The sequence below is a fragment of the Serratia proteamaculans genome (assembly GCF_949794035.1).
GTDB classification, from domain to species: Bacteria; Pseudomonadota; Gammaproteobacteria; order Enterobacterales; family Enterobacteriaceae; genus Serratia; species Serratia proteamaculans.
This window is the reverse complement of record NZ_OX461105.1, coordinates 2,817,067-2,837,689: the sequence shown is the minus strand read 5'-3', so window position 1 is coordinate 2,837,689 and position 20,623 is coordinate 2,817,067. Positions and strand designations below refer to the sequence as shown.

General features: G+C 55.9%; 20 protein-coding genes. 6 read left to right on the top strand and 14 right to left on the bottom strand.

All coding sequences use genetic code 11. The features are described from left to right. The 3 genes from QOT07_RS13235 to QOT07_RS13225 form a co-directional block, all read right to left on the bottom strand. A complete protein-coding gene (locus QOT07_RS13235) occupies positions 1-819 on the bottom strand; it encodes a carbohydrate ABC transporter permease (protein ID WP_085116964.1) in 819 nt (272 codons plus the stop codon). Between the two features lie 12 nt (positions 820-831). After that, a complete protein-coding gene (locus QOT07_RS13230; protein WP_283603331.1) occupies positions 832-1,770 on the bottom strand; it encodes a carbohydrate ABC transporter permease in 939 nt (312 codons plus the stop codon). An 81-nt stretch (positions 1,771-1,851) separates the two neighbouring features. After that, a complete protein-coding gene (locus QOT07_RS13225; protein WP_283603330.1) occupies positions 1,852-3,105 on the bottom strand; it encodes an ABC transporter substrate-binding protein in 1,254 nt (417 codons plus the stop codon). A 465-nt stretch (positions 3,106-3,570) separates the two neighbouring features. Between QOT07_RS13225 and QOT07_RS13220 the strand changes: the two genes are divergently transcribed. The 4 genes from QOT07_RS13220 to QOT07_RS13205 all read left to right on the top strand — a co-directional run bounded on the left by QOT07_RS13220 (position 3,571) and on the right by QOT07_RS13205 (position 8,790). Beyond that, positions 3,571-5,241, top strand: coding sequence for a DUF4091 domain-containing protein (locus QOT07_RS13220; protein ID WP_346822683.1), 1,671 nt, complete (start codon positions 3,571-3,573; stop codon positions 5,239-5,241). 157 nt (positions 5,242-5,398) lie between these two features. Beyond that, on the top strand, positions 5,399-7,120 hold the full coding sequence (gene olsF / locus QOT07_RS13215) for an ornithine lipid synthase OlsF (RefSeq protein WP_099062946.1): 1,722 nt from the start codon (positions 5,399-5,401) through the stop codon (positions 7,118-7,120). A gap of 99 nt (positions 7,121-7,219) precedes the next feature. Beyond that, positions 7,220-8,002: an N-formylglutamate amidohydrolase gene (locus QOT07_RS13210; RefSeq protein ID WP_207976620.1), complete on the top strand. Its 783-nt coding sequence runs from the start codon at positions 7,220-7,222 to the stop codon at positions 8,000-8,002. A gap of 74 nt (positions 8,003-8,076) precedes the next feature. Next, positions 8,077-8,790: a flagellar brake protein gene (locus QOT07_RS13205; RefSeq protein WP_207976621.1), complete on the top strand. Its 714-nt coding sequence runs from the start codon at positions 8,077-8,079 to the stop codon at positions 8,788-8,790. A 41-nt stretch (positions 8,791-8,831) separates the two neighbouring features. On the opposite strand, the gene pdxY is transcribed toward QOT07_RS13205, so the two are convergent. Genes pdxY through QOT07_RS13190 form a run of 3 tightly spaced genes read right to left on the bottom strand, consistent with a single transcriptional unit; the run spans position 8,832 to position 10,639 of the window. Then, positions 8,832-9,671, bottom strand: a complete 840-nt coding sequence (gene pdxY, locus QOT07_RS13200; protein WP_207976623.1) for a pyridoxal kinase — start codon at positions 9,669-9,671, stop codon at positions 8,832-8,834. Beyond that, entirely contained in the window at positions 9,672-10,388 is a 717-nt protein-coding gene (locus QOT07_RS13195) for a glutamine amidotransferase (RefSeq protein ID WP_207976625.1), read from the bottom strand. After that, entirely contained in the window at positions 10,385-10,639 is a 255-nt protein-coding gene (locus QOT07_RS13190; RefSeq protein WP_099062950.1) for a hypothetical protein, read from the bottom strand. The genes QOT07_RS13195 and QOT07_RS13190 overlap by 4 nt, the downstream gene beginning before the upstream one ends. A gap of 68 nt (positions 10,640-10,707) precedes the next feature. On the opposite strand from QOT07_RS13190, the gene QOT07_RS13185 reads away from it, so the two are divergent. Beyond that, a complete protein-coding gene (locus QOT07_RS13185; RefSeq protein WP_283603328.1) occupies positions 10,708-12,012 on the top strand; it encodes an aminotransferase class I/II-fold pyridoxal phosphate-dependent enzyme in 1,305 nt (434 codons plus the stop codon). On the opposite strand, the gene QOT07_RS13180 is transcribed toward QOT07_RS13185, so the two are convergent. From QOT07_RS13180 to QOT07_RS13165, 4 genes are all read right to left on the bottom strand, one after another. Then, a complete protein-coding gene (locus QOT07_RS13180; RefSeq protein ID WP_283603327.1) occupies positions 12,013-12,984 on the bottom strand; it encodes an LLM class flavin-dependent oxidoreductase in 972 nt (323 codons plus the stop codon). A 156-nt stretch (positions 12,985-13,140) separates the two neighbouring features. Beyond that, entirely contained in the window at positions 13,141-13,977 is an 837-nt protein-coding gene (pbpG, locus tag QOT07_RS13175; RefSeq protein WP_099062953.1) for a D-alanyl-D-alanine endopeptidase, read from the bottom strand. A gap of 159 nt (positions 13,978-14,136) precedes the next feature. After that, a complete protein-coding gene (gene ppk2, locus QOT07_RS13170; protein ID WP_099062954.1) occupies positions 14,137-15,051 on the bottom strand; it encodes a polyphosphate kinase 2 in 915 nt (304 codons plus the stop codon). Between the two features lie 26 nt (positions 15,052-15,077). Beyond that, positions 15,078-16,688: an inorganic phosphate transporter gene (locus QOT07_RS13165; RefSeq protein WP_219016337.1), complete on the bottom strand. Its 1,611-nt coding sequence runs from the start codon at positions 16,686-16,688 to the stop codon at positions 15,078-15,080. Positions 16,689-16,892: 204 nt separating this feature from the next. Between QOT07_RS13165 and QOT07_RS13160 the strand changes: the two genes are divergently transcribed. Beyond that, positions 16,893-17,921 carry a transporter gene (locus QOT07_RS13160; RefSeq protein WP_207976633.1) on the top strand — a complete coding sequence of 343 codons (1,029 nt, stop codon included), beginning with the start codon at positions 16,893-16,895 and terminating at the stop codon, positions 17,919-17,921. Here the strand turns inward: QOT07_RS13160 and QOT07_RS13155 are convergent, their stop codons facing one another. The 4 genes from QOT07_RS13155 to QOT07_RS13140 form a co-directional block, all read right to left on the bottom strand. Beyond that, positions 17,922-18,455: an SRPBCC family protein gene (locus tag QOT07_RS13155; protein ID WP_112349921.1), complete on the bottom strand. Its 534-nt coding sequence runs from the start codon at positions 18,453-18,455 to the stop codon at positions 17,922-17,924. 3 nt (positions 18,456-18,458) lie between these two features. Then, a complete protein-coding gene (locus tag QOT07_RS13150; protein ID WP_099062958.1) occupies positions 18,459-18,806 on the bottom strand; it encodes an ArsR/SmtB family transcription factor in 348 nt (115 codons plus the stop codon). Positions 18,807-18,896: 90 nt separating this feature from the next. After that, a complete protein-coding gene (locus QOT07_RS13145) occupies positions 18,897-20,132 on the bottom strand; it encodes a Zn-dependent hydrolase (RefSeq protein WP_207976635.1) in 1,236 nt (411 codons plus the stop codon). Then, positions 20,129-20,620, bottom strand: coding sequence for an L-2-amino-thiazoline-4-carboxylic acid hydrolase (locus QOT07_RS13140; protein WP_099062960.1), 492 nt, complete (start codon positions 20,618-20,620; stop codon positions 20,129-20,131). The genes QOT07_RS13145 and QOT07_RS13140 overlap by 4 nt, the downstream gene beginning before the upstream one ends. Positions 20,621-20,623 lie beyond the last annotated feature (3 nt).

Below are 20,623 nucleotides of genomic sequence, written 5' to 3'. Positions count from 1 at the left end.
TTAGCCTTTTACCCCAGCGCTGGCGATGCCCTGGATGAAGTAGCGTTGGAAAAGAATGAACAGCATCAGCATCGGGATCACCGCCATCAGCGCACCGGCCATCAGCAGTGGGTATTCCACCCCGGCGCGGCTGGACAGCGACGCCAGCCCGACCGGCAGCGTCAGTTTCTCGGTGGTGGTGTTGACGATCAGCGGCCACATCAGGTTGTTCCAGCTCCACAGGCCGTTAATGATGATGCAGGCGATAATGCCGGGGCGGATCAGCGGCAACATGATGCGCCAGAAGATAGCGAAGTAGCTGTAGCCGTCGATCAGCGCCGCTTCCTCCATTTCTTTCGGCACCGCCAGGAAGAACTGGCGCAGCAGGAAGGTGGCGTAAATGCTGAAAATACCCGGCAGCACCAGACCGGTGATGCTGTTCACCAGCCCCAGTTTCTGTACCACCAGGAACTGCGGGATCAGAAAGGCCTGACCCGGCACCATCAGGATCGAAATACACACCAGGAACACCGCATCACGGCCGCGAAAGTGCAGGCGTGAGAAGCCGTAGGCAGCCATGGTGGCAATCACCATCTGCAGCGTGACGGTGAAAAAGGTCGCCAGCAGCGAGTTCACATAGAAGTCGGTGAACGGGATTTCGCGCATAACCTTGCCATAGGCCTGCAGGCTGGGGTGCGCCGGCAGCAGCGTCAGCGGGATCTGGATACTCTCGGCCTGAGTTTTCAGCGAGGTCACCAGCATCCAGATAAAGGGCACCACCGAGGCCAGCGCCGCCAGAACCATAAACAGATACACCAGCGTTTTTTTACTTATGCTCATCGTCATGGCTCCTCAGCTGACTTTCAGGCGTTTGCCAATCACCGTTTGAATCAGGGTGATCAACAGGGTGACGGCGAACAGCACCACGGTGATGGCGGAGGCGTAACCTTTCTCCTGCAGATAAAAGGCGTATTTGTAGAACAGGTTGGTCACGGTCATCACGTCGCTTTCCACCAACGCGCGGTCAAACATCAGGAACACCACGTCAAAGACTTGCAGGATCTCGATAAAACTCATCACCGAGACGAAGAACAGCGTGGGCACCATCATCGGCAGGGTAATGCAGAAGAAGCGGCGCAGGGTGCTGATACCGTCGATGTCGGCGGCCTCATACAGTTGGCGTGGAATGCTTTGCAACCCGGCCAGCAAAATGATGATTTTCAGCGCCAGCGACGACCAGATAATGATGATGGAAACGCTGATGCGTACCACGTCCGGATCGGACAGCCAGGCCACCGGCGAAATACCCAGCAGGCCCGTCGCCTGGTTGATCAGGCCGAAGTCCTTGTTGAACAGCCATTGCCAGACCATCGCCACTGCGGCAGGCATGGTGACCGCCGGCAGGAACAAGAGGGTGCGTAACAACGCCTTGCCGCGGATGTTCTGGTTCAGGCCAATCGCCAGCAGCAGTGACAGGCTCAGGCTGATCGGCACGCACACCACCACATAGAACAAGGTGTTGGCGGCGGCGGTGTAAAAGTCGTCGTCTTCAAACAGATTGACGTAGTTATCGACGCTGAGGGTGCTCCAGCGCATAAACTGGTTGAGGTCGGTAAAGCTGTAAAAGATGTTCTGTAAAAAGGGGACCAGGTAAAACACCGTCAAGCCAATCAGCAACGGTAAGATCATCACCCAGCCCCAGAAGCGCTCGGCACGCTCCAGGCGGCTGAGTGCCGGTCGTGGGGTACTTTTTTGTTGTTTTAGGGCACCGTAGCTTTCTGCCAGCGACATGTTGCCTTTCCTCACCTGTAACTGCTCTGCGGTATTCCGCGGCCGGTGCGCCTTCGGGCAGGCGCCACCGGCACGGGGTGATTACTGCTCCATCACGCGTTCAATCTTCTTAACCGACTTGTCCATTTCAGGTTTGGCTTCCGCGCCCATAAAGATTTTCTTCAGGCTGGCGATCCACATGTTCTGCCATTTTGGCGTGTTGGTCCCGGCAGTGGGGTAAGCCTCGGTGACGTTGAGGGTTTCAATGTAAGGCGTCACATCGACCTTGGTGATCGCCGCCGCCCAGGCTTTGGCCGCCAGTTTGTTGGCCGGGATCACCGCTTTCGCCAACTCAGTCTGTGAGGCTTCGGAACTCATAAACTCAATGTATTTCCAGGCTTCCTGCTTGTGCGCGCTGTTGGCAGACATGGCAAACGCCAGGCTGTGCGCCACGCCAGACTGGCGCTCGATTTTCGGCATCATCACCACGCCAATATGATCGTTAATCAGCGGATTGTTGGCGAAGGGGGCCGCCAGCCAGGAACCGGCATACACCATCGCCGCACGGTTGGACTGGAAGATGTTTTCGGTTTTGACTTCGCTCATCTGTTGGGCGCTGGGCATCAATCCGTCTTTCATCATGGATTGCAGCTGTTGATAGACCCAGATCGACTTGTCGTTGGCAATGTCGGTCGGCTGGCCGTCTTTTGGCACAATGTGGTTGCCGTTCTGGAACAGCAGGTTCATATAGCTGTCCTGGCCGTCGATACTCAGATCCATGACCAGTGGGAAGGCGCTGCCTTTCAAGCCGGTTTTCAGTGCGGTCGCTTTGCTCTTCAGGTCATCCCAGCTCCAGTCGTTGGTGGGGTAGCTGACACCGACCTGATCGAACAGTTTTTTGTTGTACCACACCGCGATCGAGTCAACATCGCGGGGAATGGCCATCTGCTGGCCGTCATACTGATAGGCTTTAACCGAACTGGCGACGATATTATTCAATTGCACGCTGCTGCCGGTAATATACGGTGTTAAGGGTTGCATGATGCCATTCTTGGCGTATTGCACAAAATAAGGCATGTTTATCCAGAATATATCTGGTGCGACGCCACCGGCAGCAGCGGAATCTAATTTGACAAAGTACTGCGCCGAGGGGGTTAATTCTATAGCGATTTTAATATTAGGGTTTTCTTTTTCAAATCGCTTGGCAATCTCTTGCTCGGCAGGTAATTGATTTCTGTCCCATACGGCGTAGCGCAAAGTTATTTGATCGGCGGCATATAACATGGTTGGCAATAATAATGCAGCCGCAATGGCAGAGTGTGCCAGAAGACGACCGGTATTTTTTATCGGTGACATTGCTTTCCCCTTGGTGAACGACGAATCAATATTTTCGTAATGTGAATTCTTTCTATCCCTTAACTTTCAATGTGTCAATACACCCCGATCTGCCCAAAAATGGGGCGTTAATGTTTCGTTGTTGTTAAAACCGAAAGGGTTGCAGGCTAAACTGAAAGCGTTACTTGTTCACAATTCGTTAACCTTTCCGGCCGGTTTTAGCCCTGCCGCGCAGCAATTATGGGCTGCTGGCGTCATAGGAATAAGTGATAACCCTTGCACCATAATGGGGATTAAAAACATTTTTATTGTGCATGCCGGGTTATCTTTCATTTTTGTGATGCAAATAAACAAAAAAATCGTATATGACTTCATTCGAAGCCTCTTGCAGTCGGTTTTTGAAAGAGGGCTATTGTTTGAATCGATAAAAGGGTTTAGCCTGAAAATAGCCCCTCGGTATTTTCTAATTAAAGCGAGATTACTGTTATGCGTCTTTCATTGACCTTTACTCATTGCCTGGAAAAAATATTTCACAGCCATAATGCTCCGCAGATCACACAGATAAATAAACTCAGCGGGCTGAATAACGAAATGATGTGTTGGCAGGGTGTTTATTACCTGCAGCGGACCGATAACGAAACGCGACGTGAATTAGGCTACCGTATTGAGGGACCATTGTCGGAGTATATCAGCGTGCGTCAGGTGCAGTCGGTACCCAGCCACTTTCCCTGTTATGCCGAGACCGATGAAAACTATCTGCGTACCGAGCCAGGGTTATTTCCCGATCCGCTGGTACCGTTGGTCGATCGGCGTTTCTTTGCCGCCTGCAATTATTACGGCAGCCTGTGGTTGACCTTAACCCCACCGACGATACCGGTGGCGGGCGGCGATTACCCCCTGACACTGACGTTGTTTGATGTGGCCAGCGAGGACGTACTGGCCAGTGCTGAGTTGACGCTGCATATCGTGGCGGCCGCACTGCCACCGCAAACCCTGTTGCACACCGAATGGCTGCATTCCGATTGCCTGGCAGATTATTACCATCTTGCGGTATTCAGCCCCGAATACTGGCTGGCGACGCGCAACTTTGTCCGTACCGCGGTTAACAGTGGGGTAAATATGCTGTTGACGCCGATCTTCACGCCACCGCTGGATACCGCCGTCGGCGGCGAGCGTACCACGGTGCAACTGGTTGGTGTGCAGCGGTCTGCGCAGGGCTACCGGTTTGATTTCCAGCGTCTGGCCCAATGGGTGGATATGGCGCAGGAGGAGGGCATTGAACACTTTGAAATTGCCCCGTTGTTTACCCAGTGGGGGGCCGCCCATGCGCCAAAAATCATGGTGGAGACAGACGGCACGCTTAGCCCGCTGTTCGGCTGGCATACCGATGCCCATGCCGAAGAGTATCAACAGTTCCTGCAAGCCTTGTTGCCGGCACTGACCGGCTGGTTCCGCGAGCGGCAGTTACAACAACGGGTGTGGTTTCACATCTCGGATGAGCCGACGCTGGAAAATATCGCAGTTTACCAAGCTGCCAGCGCTACCTTGCGGCCGCTATTGGCCGGGTTCCATACTTTTGATGCGTTGTCAGATTATGCTTTTTACCAACAGGGGCTGGTGGAAACGCCTGTGGCCGCCACCGACCATATCGAACCTTTTTTCGAAAACCGGGTACCTGGCCTGTGGGCTTATTATTGCTGCATGCAAAAAACCGAGGTGGCCAACCGTTTCTTTGCCCAGCCTTCGGCGCGCAACCGCATTTTGGGTATCCAGCTTTACCGGTACAACATCGCCGGTTTTCTGCATTGGGGCTTCAATTTCTATAACAGCGGGCATTCGCGGGAGAAGCTCAATCCCTACGCGGTGACGGATTGCCGCAATGCGTTCCCCTCAGGGGATGCCTTTGTGGTTTATCCCGGAGAAAATCTGACGCCGGTGGAGTCACTGCGTTTACGGGTACTGCATCAGGGCCTGCAGGACATGCGAGCCCTGCAACTGCTGGAAAGCCTGACCGATCGTGCGACGGTAGAAGCCTTGATTGAACAACAACTGGGGATGCACATCACTTTTAAACGCTATCCCCATCAGGCGGAGCCGCTTCTGCGGTTACGTGAAGTGGTGAATCAGCGCATCGAAGCCTTAACTTCGGCGGCATAAAATGCGGCGGTGTGGCGATGGGGGTCCCTTCGCCACCAACTTTTCAATAATTTGCTATAACTGATAGCTGAGGGATTCATTTTTTTGTCATGTTACTGACATGTTAGGGTCATGGCGCTGGCTTAAGTTTGCAGCGACTAAGCCAGGAGATAACGCGATGTTTAGCTTGGACTCTCTGTTGCATGATGCATTTCCACACCGCAAGACCCCTGCCTGGCAGCGTAGCCTGCTGAGAACTTTACTCTTCGAAAAAGAATTCAAACAGTTTGCCGCCGATTATCCGCACCTGAAGGGGCTGGATCTGATCGAGCAGGTGGTGGACTACTTCAACCTCAGCTGTGAATTGGTCGATGGCGATTTGGAAAACATCCCGAGCCAGGGGCCGGTGGTGCTGGTGGCTAACCACCCGATCGGTTCGCTGGACGGCCTGGTGCTGCTGCGTGCGGTGGCGGCGGTAAGACCGGATGTCAAAGTGGTCGCCAGCCAACTGTTGACCTACATAGAACCGCTGCGCAACCTGTTTGTACCGGTGGACAACGTGGGCAACAAGACCAACCGCAAGCAAATTGAAGGCATGCAGGCACAGTTGGATAAGCAGGGCGCGCTGATCCTGTTCCCCGCCGGGGAGGTGTCACGCATGAGCCCGAAAGGCATTCGTGACGGCCACTGGCATACAGGATTCTTACGCCTGGCGGCCAAGGCGCGAGCGCCGATTGTGCCGATCCACATCAGTGCACGTAACAGCAACCTGTTCTATTTCACCTCGCTGGTTTACCGACCCTTGTCCACACTATTGCTGGTGCGCGAAATGTTCCAGCAGCAGGGCGGACGCATCAAAATCCGCGTGGGTGGCCGTATTCCCTTTACTAACTGGCATGACGGCCACACCAGTGCCAAAGATCTGGCCGAACGCTTCCGTCGCCATGTTTATCGTCTGGGCCAGGGTAAGGAAGGGCTGTTCGCCAGTGAATCGCCTATCGCCCTGCCAGAGGACCGATTGGAACTGAAAAAGGCGCTGGCAAACTGTGAGCGTCTTGGGGTCACTCCGGACGGTAAAATTATCTTCCTGTATCGCCGTCAGGGCGAGGCGCGTGCGCCTATCCTGCGTGAACTCGGCCGCCTGCGTGAGATTGCCTTCCGTGCGGTGGGTGAAGGATCTGGCCGCCGTCGTGATTTGGACAGCTATGACGACGACTATTACCACCTGGTACTGTGGGATGCCGAGGAACTGGAAATTGTCGGTGCCTATCGTTTTATTCCTACCGCCGAGCAGTTGGAGCGCAAGGGGCTGGAAAGTATCTACAGTAACAGCCTGTTCCATTATGACCGCGAGATGGCCCCGATCCTGGCGCAGGGTATCGAACTGGGACGCAGTTTTATTCAACCGGCTTACTGGGGCAAGCGTGGGCTGGACTATCTGTGGTTAGGCATTGGCGCATATCTGGCAAAATACCCGCAGTATCGCTATCTGTTTGGTCCGGTTTCCATTTCCGGCGGTATGCCGGTGACGGCGCGTGACCTGTTGATTGCCTTCTACCGGCTGTATTTCTCGCCAAATCATGCGTTGGCGCAGTCGCGTCAGCCTTATCCGGCCTCGCTGCCGCAGGTGTTGGCGCAGTTTGCCGGCGATAACTATCAGGAAGATCTGGTTCGGCTGAAAAGCCTGTTGAGCAACATCGGCTGCTCGATCCCGACGCTGTATAAACAATATACCGAGCTGTGTGAGCCGGGCGGGGTGCAGTTTATTGATTTCGGCACCGATCCGGCCTTCAATAACTGCATTGACGGCTTGGTGCTGGTTGATCTCACCCGGCTTAAACCCGCACGGTTCCAACGGTATATTGCGGTGCACCAGCCGCAGGATGCCTGCATAGAATGATCGACTTCTCATTCATGCATTTTTGATCTAACCCGAAGCTTGGCGTCGGCGGTGGGATTTAGCCTAAGATAAGGCTTTGTTCCTCCGCCGGAGTCTTGCATGCCACAGTCGTTTGTCTCGTCTTTATTATCCGCCGAAGATCCCGCCGCCGTGGCGATTGAAACGCCCAGGGGCGTCGCGCCCTTTTTATTGCTGTGCGATCACGCCGGTCAGGCGATACCGCAGCAGTTGGGCAATTTGGGTCTGCCACCCGGTGAAATCGACCGTCACATTGGTTGGGACATCGGCGCATTAAACGTTTCGCGCCATCTCAGCCGTCAGTTGGACACTACGCTGATTCATCAGCGTTACTCACGTTTGGTCATTGACTGTAACCGCACGCCCGGCATCGCCAGTTCGATCCCGTCACTGTCAGAATTGACGCCGATCCCCGGGAATGTCGGTATTGATGCCAGACATGCGCAGGCGCGCGAGCATGAGATTTTTAGGCCTTATCACCAGGCGATAACCGACAATCTGGATCAACGCCAGCGCAACGGGCTGCCGACGGCGATTATCGCCATGCACAGCTTCACCCCGGTATTCAAAGGCAACGAGCGGCCGTGGCAGGTGGGGCTGCTGTTTAACCGCCAGCCGGAGTTTGCATTGCTGCTGGCAGAGCTGCTGCGGGAGGAAGGGGATTTGCAGGTCGGCGTTAACGAGCCTTACGCCATGACCGATGCAACGGATTACACCCTGCCGGTGCACGCCGAGCGGCGGGAGCTTCCCTACGTTGGCATTGAGATCCGCCAGGATTTGATTGCCGATCAACAGGGTCAGCAAGCCTGGGCGGAACGCTTCGCCAGACTGCTGCCACAGGCCTGGCATCGTTGGCAAATTTGACTTTAGGAATATTCCCAGTGATGATAACTGTAAGGAACGTGTAAAGCGTCATTGGGAAGAGTCAGGAGCGACGAGTGGAGCAGAATGATAACGGATTGTTTATCAAGCAGGAGCGTTTTGAGGTACTGGCGATACTGCGTGAGATTTGTAAACAGCGCACGCCACTGAAGGTTGTCAATGACCAACAGCAGTTTCAAAGTCTGCTGTTGAGCGTCGGACCGGATAATATTGTGTTCAGCGGCGACGAGGCGGACACGACGGTCGACGGTGAATGTACCATTGTGATTGAAAGCCATGACGCAAAGATCGAATTCTCCGTAGGCCAGACTGAATTTACCAACCATCAGGGCGTTAATGCCTGTTCAACCCGCCTGCCAAAGGAACTGGTGTACATCCAGCGCCGCCGTCAGTTTCGCGTGACAACCCCCCACTGGCGTGAGTTTCTCTGCAGCGGCGAATACGCCGACGGTAGCGAGTATCAGTTGAGGATCCACGATCTTTCTGCGGGTGGCGTTGGCTTGCGCGTTGACGGTCCGCTGCCGGAAAACCTTCAGCCTGGATTCCAGTTCAAAAAGGCGTTGTTGGATTTTGGCAGCTACGGCAGTTTCAAGGTCAATATGGAACTGGTGGTGATCAACGAAGACCAGGAACTGGATGACGACGACCAACTGGTGCGTTTCTCGCGTCTGTCGTGCCGCTTTATGAAACTGGGCCTGGCGATGGAAAGAAAAATTCAGAGCGCGGTGTTTGCTTTCGAACTGGATTTTAATAAAAAGAAAAAACGTTAAATAGTCACCAGAGGGGCAGCAGGCTGCCCCATCATCCCGGCCTATTTCAAGGCACGCAGGCTGCCAATTTCCTCCCAACCGAAATGCTCCGCTTCAGTCAGCACATCGCAGACCTCGCCGCTAGCCGAGACAATCGCGTCATTGAGGCTTTCACCGTGCAGCAGGTGGCTGACCAGCAACGCGGCAAACATGTCCCCGGTGCCTTTAACCTTCGATTGAATTTTAGGATGGGTATAGCTTTGCACCTGACTGCGACTGACCAGCAGTAGCCCAACCTGATCGTCGTTTTCTGCCACGCCAGGTGCACTGGTCACCAGGACCCACTCGGTGGTGTCATTCAATAATGCCTGTGCGGCATGCTGTGTTTGTTCCAGGCTGGTCAGTGGGTGCCCGCACAGCTGCTCCAGTTCGAAACCGTTAGGGGTCAGACCATTGGCCAACTGCAGGAAGGGGGAGCGATAGCAACTGACGATGCGCTTATCCACATACACGCCTTCACCGTAATCGCCCATTACCGGATCGATATAGATTTTTATTTGCGGGTTGATAGCGCGTACGCGTCGCAGCCAGCTGTCCAGCATGTGGCACTGGCCGACATCGCCCAGATAACCGACGATCACCGCCCGGGTGCGTTTCATCACGCCGCGAGTCAGTAAATCTTCCAGAAAGCCGCTGAACCACTCGGCAGGGATCACGCCGCCGCTGGGTGCGCCGTAATAGGGCGGGCAACCGAACAGTACGCTGGGTACCTGTAGCACTTCCAGCCCCTTTTTCAACAGGGTGCGATAGGCGATACCATTGCCGACGCTGCCGTAAACCACCTGCGATTGAATGCTGATCACATCAATCTGCGGTGGCTGTAATTGAGAAACTTGCTGCATCTATAACTTCCTTGGTTCGATTTTATCCAGCCACCGCGCAAATACCTGGCGGGCGCGCTGTTCTAATTCTGTGCCGTAACGAGCGGCCTGTTGACGCAGGCGCTGCGGCAGGATACCGGCCAACTCCAGCTCGCAGGCATGGCCAACCAGCCAGCGTTCCAGATCGTGATGATCGGCTTCCAGATGGAACTGTAGCCCAAGCGCGAAATCCTGATATTCAAATGCCTGATTAGGGCACACTTCGGTACCGGCCAGGCAGGTCGCGCCCTCTGGGATCATAAACATATCGCCGTGCCAATGCAGTACCGGCGTTGTCCCCAGGGGCGCCAACACGGAGTCTTCATTCTCTGCCAACGTCAAGGGTTCGAAACCGATCTCTTTGACACCCAGCGAAATAACATCGGCACCCAAAGCCTGAGCCATCACCTGTGCGCCAAGACAGATGCCTAGCGTAGGCCGTTTTTGCTGGAGTCGTTGTGTCACCAGTGCTAATTCGTCGTTGAGAAACGGGTAATGCTGCTGGCCGGCAAAATGCTGCGCAGCGCTGATTGGTCCGCCGAGCACCACCAGCAGGTCGGTCTCCTCATTATCGATGGCCCGGATATCGTCACGGCCGGCATCGTAGTAATCAATCTGATAGCCCCGCAGTGAAAGCAGTGAACCCAGAATACCGAGGTTTTCAAAATTCACATGCCTGATAGCGACAACTTTTTTCATTGCTGTACCTCTGTGCTGTGGGGATAAGCTTCCAGTTCCAGCGTATCGCCAAGGATGGTGATGCCGTTGATGCCGCTTTGATAAACTATCCGACGCTCTTTGACCTGGCTGATGTGCAATTGGTAGCCCTGCTCGGCAGGGAACAGCGCCTGAGCCTGCTGCAGTTGGTCGGCAGCCCAGGGGGTGAACATTTGCAAACGGGCAAACGCTTTTCCGCCGTGTTGAATATCGAGCACGTAATGTTTTTCCATTTTTACCCCTTAACTTTTCCATTCGAAACAGGTAATCTATTTTGAACTAATACAAAAAGGTCTTATGTATGGGTTCATTGTATGCAAAAGGCGGCAGCGCTGTCCAGATTGCTGAGCAGATCAGCACGCAGATCAAACAGGGGGATTTGCAGCCGGGTGACCTGTTGCCACCGGTGCGTCAACTGGCGGGCCAACTGAGGGTGAATCCCAATACCGTCGCCAGTGCGTATGCCAAGCTGCGGGATGCCGGTTTGGTCGCCACCCGCGGGCGTGCCGGTACGCAGGTGCTTGAGCAACCCCTGATGGCGGCGCGCCATATCCGTCAAGTGCCCGAGGGCATGCGTGATTTGGCCAGCGGCAACCTGGATGGGGCTTTGCTACCGGCACTGTCAATGAGTGTGGATGACATCTTCCCGCAGCAGAATGGCTATGACGTTAGCGGTGATTTACCGGCTTTGTGTCAGCTTGCCGGTGACTGGTTGAGCCAACAGGGTGCATCTCTGGGTGAGACAGCGGTGTTTTCGGGTGCGCTGGACGCCATCGAAAAGGCGCTGCGCAGCCATGCGGCACCGGGGGCGTCGGTGTGGGTGGAAGATCCCTGCTGGCCGCCGTTACTGACGCTGCTGCGGCATCTTCGTCTCAAACCCTTGCCGTTGCTGGTGGATGAGCAAGGGTGTCGATTGCCGGAGAAAGACGCCGGCCCGCAGGGGTGTGCAGTGATCCTGACACCGCGTGCGCAGAACCCAACCGGCATGTCGCTTAGCGCGGCCCGCGCCAATCACTGGCGTGAGTTTCTGGCGCAAAACCCGGGCTGTCTGGCGATCGTCGATGACTTCTGGGGGCCGCTGTCGCAACAACCGCTGCATTTGCCCTGTACTGCCGACAATGGTCTGTATGTGCTGTCGCTGAGTAAATTCCTCAGCCCGGATTTACGTATTGCGCTGGCCTGCGGCAAGCCGCAATTGCTACAGGCGATGCGTGCCGATCAATACATTCGTGAACGTTGGGTCAGTCATATCCTGCAGCAAATTGCCGTCAAATTATGGACGCAGGCGCAGCGCGATGGTTTGCTGGTTCGCGCGCAGCAAGCTTATCAACAGCGGCGCGATGCGTTGGCGGAACGGTTGCAGGCGTTGACCGGTGCGCCATTGCCAGCAGGGGAAGGGGTACATATCTGGCTGCCGGTGCGTTCGGAAGCCGCCGCTGGCCAAATCATGGCACAGCGCGGCTGGCTGGTGCAGGGCGGCGAGCCGTTCCGCCTGAAAAGCGGCCCGGCGATCCGTGTCAGTCTGGCTAACCTGATCCCGGCACAGTTGGAGACACTGGCGCAGGATCTGGCGGTCGCTATAGGCTCGGGCGCGGTAGTGAACTGATCAGGCCTGCGCCAGCAGTTGCAAAGAGGCCAGGCGGGCAGCGGGAGCGCTGATCGGCGTATCGATCACAAACTCTTCCACGCCATATTGCCGGTGTAATTGGTCTAACTGACTGCGCACCTGCTGCGCGGTACCAAGCAAAATATGGCTTTCACGTGGTTCGATGCGGTAATCGGTAGCCCCGGCCTGCTGAACATAACTCTCTGCCTGCTCCAGGCTGCCGACCGTCACGCTTTGTCCTCCGGCCACATGCACCCGGTATTGCTGGATCCCGGCCGCCAAAGCCTGGGCCTGCTCGGTCGTATCGGCGACGATCACCGCGACCGCCAGCAGAGCTTTACGTCCACCGCTCTGCTCAGCGTAATGTGACAACGCGCGTTGAATATCCTCTGGGTTGCCATTGAGCTGCGCAGCAAACACAAAGGCCCAGCCGTGTTCGGCAGCCAGTTGGGCACTTTCGCTGCTGGCCCCCAGCAGGAAGCGCTGTGCGGGCTGGACTGGTTGCGGTGTGGCACTCAGGCCGGGTTGCGCGTCATCATTCAGGTAGGCATTGAGCTGAGCCAACTGTTGCGGGAAGTCCGGTTTATTCTGTTGATCGTGGGCGGCCTGCAGTGCCTGGGTGGAGAGCGGTAGCCCGCCGGGCGCTTTACCTACGCCCAGATCGACACGACCCGGCGCCAGCGTCGCCAGCAGATTGAAGTTTTCCGCCACCTTGTAAGCACTGTAGTGTTGCAGCATGACGCCACCAGAGCCTATGCGAATACGGGAGGTTTGTCCGAGCAAATAGGCGATCAGCACTTCGGGCGAAGGGCAAGCCAACTGCGCGGTATTGTGATGCTCGGCCAGCCAGAAACGGCGGTAGCCCCAGATTTCTGCCTGCTGCGCCAAATGCAGCGTACGCGTCAGCGCCTGGGCGGCAGTTTCTCCTTCGGCAATCGGACTCTTTTCCAACACGCTCAGGGCATAAGCCATTTTCCTGCTCCTTTATCATCAATTATCCATGACAAATAGCATGCCCAACCCAACAGGCTTAATACTGATTTTGGATAGGATATTCCATTGATAAAAAACGGATTTAGATATGCTCAGAATGGTAAAAGGGCGCGTGATTGACGCACCCGAATCAGATCAGGACTCCAGCCAGGCCTTCAGGCGAATGGCGTCTTTATAGTGGCCATAACGCTGCTTTGATCCGAGCAGGATCATCACCACCGGCTGCCCGTTGATCAGGGTACGCATCACCAGGCAGTGGCCGGCTTCGTCGGTGAAACCGGTCTTTTGTAACTGGATTTTCCAGGCGGGATTGTTGATCAGGCCGTTGGAGCTACGATAGACCAACTGACCGCGGCCAGGACGCACGATTTGCTGTTTGTCGGTACTGAAGCGACGGATGGTCTGATAGCGGTAAGCGTGGTTAACCATTTTCAGCAGGTCATTGGCACTGGCGACGTTGCGCGGTGTCAGCCCGGTCGGATCGTAGAAGCGCGCATGTTTCATGCCGATAGCGCGCGCTTTTTGATTCATTTTCGCTACAAAGGCTTTGCGACCACCGGGATAGTTGCGGCTCAGTGCCGACGCGGCGCGATTCTCCGACGACATCAGTGCGATGTGCAGCATATCGCGACGGCTAAGGGTGGAACCGATGGTCAGACGTGAGTGAGTTTTTTTCAGTAAATCCCGGTCGGCGGGGGTGACCTGCATCCTGTTGCCCAATGGGCGTTTGCTGTCCAGTGCGACCATGGCGGTCATCAGCTTGGTTAGCGAGGCGATGGGTTGCACGCGATTGGCCTGTTTCTGATACAGCGTTTTGCCGGTGCGTTGATTGACTACCAACACCGATGTCGAGTGCAGCGCCAGCGGTGCAGTGGCCTGCGCGGCAGACGTAACCAACAACAGAAAGAGAACCAGAATGGCGCCGAAGCGACGGGGGTGGAGACGACGAATAAGGGCATTAAATAAAGACATGGCGACCGTGACTGTGTCCTGACAGGTGAATGAATATCAGCAAGAGTCTGCACAGCAAATGTGGAGAAAATAGGGTGGCGTTGTAACGGGATGAGAATCCAGCGGTGACGTTATTGCGGGCAAAAGGCAGGGAAGCGGTGTTCCGCCTCCCTGGGTAAATCAATACACTTCAGGTACTACCATGGTGTCTGGCACCGGATGGCGGTTGTAATCCGGGCTGCGTTTGCGCGGTGGCAGGGTGATCACATTGCCTTCCGCCTCTTCATAGGGCAGCTGTTCCAGCAGATGGCTGATGCAGTTCAAACGCGCCTTTTTCTTGTCGACCCCCTGAACCACCCACCATGGCGCTTCCGGAATGTTAGTGCGCGCTAACATGATTTCCTTGGCTTCCGTGTAGTCTTCCCAGCGGCGGCGGCTCTCCAAATCCATCGGGCTGAGCTTCCATTGCTTTAACGGATCGTGGATGCGGCTGAGAAAACGCAGCTCCTGCTCATCGTCGGTGATCGAGAACCAGTATTTGACGATTTGAATGCCGCTGCGCGTCAGCATTTTCTCGAACTCAGGCACGCTACGGAAAAACTCTTCATATTCCTCGTCATTGCAAAAGCCCATCACTTTTTCCACCCCGGCGCGGTTGTACCAGCTGCGATCGAACAGCACCATTTCACCCGCCGCCGGCAGGTGGGCGATAAAGCGTTGAAAATACCACTGGGTGCGTTCGCGATCGTTCGGTGCCGGCAACGCGGCCACGCGGCAGGTGCGTGGGTTCAGGCGTTGAGTGATACGTTTGATCACGCCACCTTTGCCGGCGGCGTCACGACCTTCAAAAATGATCACCAGCCGGTGGCCGGTGCGCATCACCCAGTCCTGTAGTTTGACCAGCTCACCCTGCAGCCGCAGTAGCTCGCGGAAATACTGTTTGCGCCAGGCTTTCTTCTGGTCGCTGTCCACTTCGCTGTCGTCAAAGCGCAGGTCGTCCAGTTCCATCTCCAGCTCTTCGTCGTAACTGTCGTAGAACTCCTGCAACAGACGCTGATTGAAACTCTCGTCGCGGTCAAATTCATGCATAGCCATAATTAATTCTCCGTGTTAGCCCGGTTTTAGAAATGGTTGAAGATCCAGTACAGCCCGGCGGAAAGCAGCACCGAGGCCGGCAGCGTCAATACCCAGGCCATCAGCAGATTACGCAGGGTAGACATTTGCAGACCGGAGCGGTTGGCCGCCATGGTGCCGGCGATACCGGATGACAGAACGTGAGTGGTGGAGACCGGTAATCCGAAGATGTCCGCGGCGCCAATAGTGGTCATTGCCACCAGTTCGGCGCTGGCGCCCTGGGCATAGGTCAGGTGACTTTTGCCGATCTTCTCACCGACGGTGACCACGATGCGCCGCCAACCGACCATGGTGCCCAGCCCGAGAGCAATCGCCACCACCACCTTGACCCAGAACGGGATAAAGCGGGTGGCGCTGTCCAGATCGCTTTTCAGGGCATCCAGATTGCGCTGCGAGTCAGCGGATATTTGCAGCTGTTTTTCAGACTTCAGGTGTTTAATGACTTCGGATGCCAGATACATATCGTTACGGGTGTTGGAAACCGCCTGCGCGGGGATTTTATCGACCGAACCGTACTGACGAACCTGGTCACCGATGGCACCGGTCAGTTGCGCCAGCGCGGGCACCACTTCTGGCGTCAGTTCATTGGTGCGTACATACCCGGTCAGCACCTCACGGGGCTGTGCCTGGCTGACCGCCGGGAACTGGCTTAGCAATTGGTTTTTGGTGACTTCCGCCAACGCCGCTACACGTGGGATTTGTTCTGGCGGCATTGAACGGTTGAGCGCGTAGGCGATGGGCATGGTGCCGACCAGGATCAGCATGATCAGCCCCATGCCTTTTTGTCCGTCGTTGGAGCCATGGGCAAAGGAAACTCCGGTACAGGTGAGGATCAGCAAACCGCGGATCCACAGCGGCGGCGGCGAGTCATTCTTGGGGGCGGTATACAACTGGCGATTTTTGACAAAGACTTTCAGCGCCAGTAACAGCAGGGCGGCAAACACAAAGCCGATCACCGGTGAAAGCAGCAGTGCGTAACCCACCTTAATCGCCTGGCCCCAGTCGACACCGCTGGTGCCGGTGCGCCCGTGGATCAGGGCATTGGCCACGCCAACGCCGATGATTGATCCAATCAGAGTATGAGACGACGACGCAGGCAACCCGAGCCACCAGGTGCCGAGGTTCCAGATAATCGCCGAAAACAGCAGGGCGTAGACCATGGCGAAACCGTTGCCGGTGCCGGCCTGTAAGATCAACTCGACGGGCAGCAGCGAAATGATACCGAATGCGACCACGCCGCTGGAGAGCAATACGCCGAGAAAGTTAAAGAACCCTGACCAGACTACGGCCACCATCGGCGACAATGAATGGGTATAAATAACGGTGGCCACCGCATTGGCGGTATCGTGAAAACCATTAACAAATTCAAAGCCCAGCGCAATCAATAACGCTAACCCCAATAACAGGAACGGCAGGTAACTGGTATATACCGCCCCGGCATCGCTGACGTCGTTAAATAAATTCACTCCGGCAAAAGCTATCCCCAGGACTAATAAAAAAACAAAAAAAAGAACAGTGAGACGACTGTTCTTTTGGTAGATTTTTGGCAGGCTGGACGCGGATGGCACACCCGCCTGAACGGCGCTGTTATCGCTCATAAAGGACCTTCCCGATAGACTTCATTAGAATACTGACGCTGCGGTACGCTGTTGCCATCAAAGTATTGGGAAATAATGTGACTTTTTTATGACGCTAATATTAATCATCGGGAAAAGTGAAAATAATTAACGTTGGCATTTAAAGGTTGATATAAAGGCGGAAGCCGATTAATTAATGGGTGTGGTTATTCAGGATAAAGGTTTATGGCTCAAACGGTTGCGGAAAAATTACACAAACTTGATTTTGACGATGAGGTCACCGGGCTGATTTACGGCCACGTATTCCGCACGGCAGAGCCGCCGCAACGGGTGTCTTCGCAGCAGGCATGCCTGGCCTATCAGGGGTTGTTGCCGGGTGAGGGCTTTATCTGGCTGCATCTCAATTTGAACCATGCGGCCGCGGAAAAATGGCTGAAAAACCACTTTGCGATTTCCGACTTTTTCTTCGACGAAATCCGCCACGGTTCCCATACCACACGCATTGAGCGTCAGGGAGATGACCTGTTCGCAGTACTCAATGACGTCATTTTTCATCCCAAAGAGAACAACCCGGAGATCGCGACGCTGTGGCTGTATTGTCGCAGCGGGTTGGTGGTCACGGCACGGCACAAGCCGCTGCGTTTGATAGAACGGCTGCTGGGGCGGCTGGGGCCGTTGCAACTGGCGTCGTCTACCGAGTTATTGGCGCATTTGCTGGAAGAGCAGGAAGAAGTCCTGGAGCAGGTGGTGCGGCAGGCCAACCAGTATGTCGATACCATTGAAGATCGCCTGCTGAGCAATCATGTGAAGCGTAACCGTACCGAACTGGGGCGCATGCGGCGTATGTTGTTGCGCTTTCAACGCCTGCTGGCACCGGAACCGGCGGCACTGTTTCGCCTGTTGAATCGCCCGCCGACCTGGCTAAGCCGCGACGTCGTTCAGGATCTGCGCCAGTTCACTGAAGAGTTCACCGTGGTGTTAAACGACCTTGCCAGTTTGACCGAGCGCATTCGCCTGTTACAGGAGGAGATCGGCGCCAAGCAGATGGAGCAGAACAACCGCACGCTATACACCCTGACGGTGATCACCGTCCTGGCGCTGCCGATCAATATCGTTGCCGGTTTCTTCGGGATGAACGTGGGCGGGATTCCACTGGCCAGCAATCACCACGGTTTTATCCTGTTGGTGTTGCTGGTCGGTGGCTTTACGCTGGTAACCGGCTATCTGGCCTTCAGACGCCGGGATGAGGGCTGATTAGAGTCTGGACCGGTACTCTTCCTCCAGCCTGGCGTGGGTGCTCCAGAACGGCTGTGGCTGACGATCGTGCAGGCGATCGACCAGGATATCCAGATGGGTGTGCCAGCCACCGGCCACGCTGAGCATTTCGTCACGGTTGGCCAGGCGACGGTGGGTGACCGTCAGCAGTACGGCGTTACCCTGTTCGGTCAGCTCGAAGGTCACCTCGGAAGGACGGTTCTGCCCCTGTTCCGCCCAGGTAAAACTCAGCAGCCGCGGCGGGAACAGGCAGGTGATATGTCCGATATTGCTGACGCTGCAGCCAAGGTTTTTATATTTGGCCGGTGTGGCTTCATGCTCGCCGGTCAGATCGGAATTGCGAAACACCAGCTCAACCTGGGCACCGTTCTCCAGCTTCATGTCGCCGGCGGCCAGCCAGGTGGCGCGTTTGTCGGATTCCGTCAGATAGGCCCAGACCCGTTCGATCGGGCCGGGCAGCAGCCGCTGAATGCGCAGCGTGCCGGTTTCAATAATCATGCCGTAGTCGTTCATAGTTCACTCCTTGGGAGGATGCGGTTCGGGCTGCAGCAGCGCTATTTCCAACGCGTCCAGCCGCTCTGTCCAGAAATGCTCGTAGGTTTTCAGCCATTGCATGGCCTGTGCCATTGGCTCGGGTTCAAGCCGGCAGATATGGTTTCTTCCTTGCACGGTACGCTGCACCAGCCCAGCAAGCTCCAGTGCCTTGATATGCTTGGAAGCGCCGGCAAATGACATTTGCAGCGGCGCAGCCAGTTCACCAATGCTGTGCTCACCACCGGCCAGGGTACGCAGTATCGCGCGCCGCGTCGGGTCGGAAAGTGCACGAAAAATGGCGTCCAGCTGTGAGGAAGATAATTTAACCATATGGTTGAATATAGAACAGGTGGGCTAATATTCAACCAGTTTGTTGAATATTTTTTTCCAGGCCCCGGCCGATACACCGGGGATGCGGGATCAGGCGCGGGTTTGCGCCAGCAACGCGTTAAGCAACACGTTGGCCCCGGCGGTCGCCCACGCAGGCGAGATATTTTCCAGTTCGTTGTGGCTGATACCCTCCACGCAGGGAATGAAAATCATCGCCGTAGGTGCCACCCGACTCAGGTAGCAGGCGTCGTGCCCGGCACCGGAAACCATATCGCGGTGCGAATAGCCCAGCGCCAGTGCTGCCTGGCGGACACTGTCGATACAGCCCTGATCAAAGCGTATGGGTTGATACTGGAAGATGCGCTCGGCACTGGCGCTCAGCCCCTGGGTGCCGACCTCGGCCACCGCCGCCAACAGCTGTTGTTCCATCTGTTCCAGCACCACCTCTTGCGGGTGACGGAACTCAATGCTGAAGAACACTTTGCCTGGGACCACGTTGCGTGAATTGGGCGTAATTTGAGCCATACCCACGGTGGCTCGTGCGTCCGGCATGAAATTCTTGCCGATGGTATTGACTGCCATAACCAGAGTGGCGAAACCGAGCAGAGCGTCACGACGGCGATCCATCGGCGTTGTGCCGGCATGGGCGCTAAAACCGGTGATTTCCAGTTCATACCAGCGTTGACCTTGCGCGGTAGTCACTACGCCAATCTCAATGTTTTCCGCCTCGAGGATCGGGCCTTGCTCAATATGCAGCTCAAAGGCGGCGTGGATCGGCATGCCACCCACCGGGTGTTCACCGGCGTAGCCAATGTGCTGCAACGCCTCACCGAGACTGATGCCTTGTGCATCGCTGCGCGACAGGCCGTAAGCCAGGTCGAACACTCCGGCAAACACCCCGGAGGAAATCATCGCCGGGGCGAAACGTGCGCCTTCCTCGTTGGTCCAGTTGACCACTTCCATCGCTCGCTCGGTGGCGATCTGGCGATCGTTAAGGGTGCGGATCACTTCCAGACCGGCCAGCACGCCATAAATCCCGTCGAAACGGCCGCCGTTGGGTTGGGAGTCAACGTGAGAACCGGTGATCACCGGTGCCAACTCCGGGCGAGTCCCCTCACGGCGCAGAAACATATTGCCCATGCGATCAACCCGCACGCTGCAACCGGCTTCCTTCGCCCAGTCACGCAATTGGTCGCGTGCCTGACGGTCTTCTTCGCTCAACGCCAGGCGGGTGACGCCGTCTTTCGGGATGGCGCCGAACTGTGCCATGTCGAGCAGGCTTTGCCACAGGCGTTCGCCATTTACCTGAGGTACCTGAGGCGTCATTTTTTCTCTCCCTGCGATTTGGCGGTGTAGCGGAAATCGCAGCAGGACGCGCCGGACATAATGGTCTGGGTGCGCTGCAGCTCGACATCCGGCGCATAGCCGACGATAAACTGGCTGTCGCGGGCACAGGACAGCAGGTGGCCGATTTCGCCCAGTCCCATCTGGTGGTACATCTCGGCATAACGGCAGCGGGTGACGTTATAGTCGAAATGCTGCGGGTCCTGGTTGATCACCTTCACCTGCAGCGCATCGTCTTTTTCCCACAGGTATTGCAAGGCGGCGAAACTCTGCAAATCAGCGCCATTCGGCTCCTGCGCGGCAAAGTTTTTACCGGCCTCAATGGCCGCGTTTTCGATGGCTTCGCCTATCACCGCCTGCGCTCGCTCTTTGCCGATCTCACGCACCAGGATTTGGTAGATTGGCTTGATGATTTCCGCCTCTATGCGGCGCCGGGCCAGAATACCCAATTCGTTTTTTGCTTCGCTCATTGC

What these genes read in the sequence shown, in the direction of transcription:
- QOT07_RS13235 (WP_085116964.1), bottom strand. Translation starts at nt 819, where the DNA reads ATGAGCATAAGTAAAAAAACGCTGGTGTATCTGTTTATGGTTCTGGCG.
- QOT07_RS13230 (WP_283603331.1), bottom strand. Translation starts at nt 1,770, where the DNA reads ATGTCGCTGGCAGAAAGCTACGGTGCCCTAAAACAACAAAAAAGTACC.
- QOT07_RS13225 (WP_283603330.1), bottom strand. Translation starts at nt 3,105, where the DNA reads ATGTCACCGATAAAAAATACCGGTCGTCTTCTGGCACACTCTGCCATT.
- QOT07_RS13220 (WP_346822683.1), top strand. Translation starts at nt 3,571, where the DNA reads ATGCGTCTTTCATTGACCTTTACTCATTGCCTGGAAAAAATATTTCAC.
- olsF (WP_099062946.1), top strand. Translation starts at nt 5,399, where the DNA reads ATGTTTAGCTTGGACTCTCTGTTGCATGATGCATTTCCACACCGCAAG.
- QOT07_RS13210 (WP_207976620.1), top strand. Translation starts at nt 7,220, where the DNA reads ATGCCACAGTCGTTTGTCTCGTCTTTATTATCCGCCGAAGATCCCGCC.
- pdxY (WP_207976623.1), bottom strand. Translation starts at nt 9,671, where the DNA reads ATGCAGCAAGTTTCTCAATTACAGCCACCGCAGATTGATGTGATCAGC.
- QOT07_RS13195 (WP_207976625.1), bottom strand. Translation starts at nt 10,388, where the DNA reads ATGAAAAAAGTTGTCGCTATCAGGCATGTGAATTTTGAAAACCTCGGT.
- QOT07_RS13190 (WP_099062950.1), bottom strand. Translation starts at nt 10,639, where the DNA reads ATGGAAAAACATTACGTGCTCGATATTCAACACGGCGGAAAAGCGTTT.
- QOT07_RS13185 (WP_283603328.1), top strand. Translation starts at nt 10,708, where the DNA reads ATGGGTTCATTGTATGCAAAAGGCGGCAGCGCTGTCCAGATTGCTGAG.
- QOT07_RS13180 (WP_283603327.1), bottom strand. Translation starts at nt 12,984, where the DNA reads ATGGCTTATGCCCTGAGCGTGTTGGAAAAGAGTCCGATTGCCGAAGGA.
- pbpG (WP_099062953.1), bottom strand. Translation starts at nt 13,977, where the DNA reads ATGTCTTTATTTAATGCCCTTATTCGTCGTCTCCACCCCCGTCGCTTC.
- ppk2 (WP_099062954.1), bottom strand. Translation starts at nt 15,051, where the DNA reads ATGGCTATGCATGAATTTGACCGCGACGAGAGTTTCAATCAGCGTCTG.
- QOT07_RS13165 (WP_219016337.1), bottom strand. Translation starts at nt 16,688, where the DNA reads ATGAGCGATAACAGCGCCGTTCAGGCGGGTGTGCCATCCGCGTCCAGC.
- QOT07_RS13160 (WP_207976633.1), top strand. Translation starts at nt 16,893, where the DNA reads ATGGCTCAAACGGTTGCGGAAAAATTACACAAACTTGATTTTGACGAT.
- QOT07_RS13155 (WP_112349921.1), bottom strand. Translation starts at nt 18,455, where the DNA reads ATGAACGACTACGGCATGATTATTGAAACCGGCACGCTGCGCATTCAG.
- QOT07_RS13150 (WP_099062958.1), bottom strand. Translation starts at nt 18,806, where the DNA reads ATGGTTAAATTATCTTCCTCACAGCTGGACGCCATTTTTCGTGCACTT.
- QOT07_RS13145 (WP_207976635.1), bottom strand. Translation starts at nt 20,132, where the DNA reads ATGACGCCTCAGGTACCTCAGGTAAATGGCGAACGCCTGTGGCAAAGC.
- QOT07_RS13140 (WP_099062960.1), bottom strand. Translation starts at nt 20,620, where the DNA reads ATGAGCGAAGCAAAAAACGAATTGGGTATTCTGGCCCGGCGCCGCATA.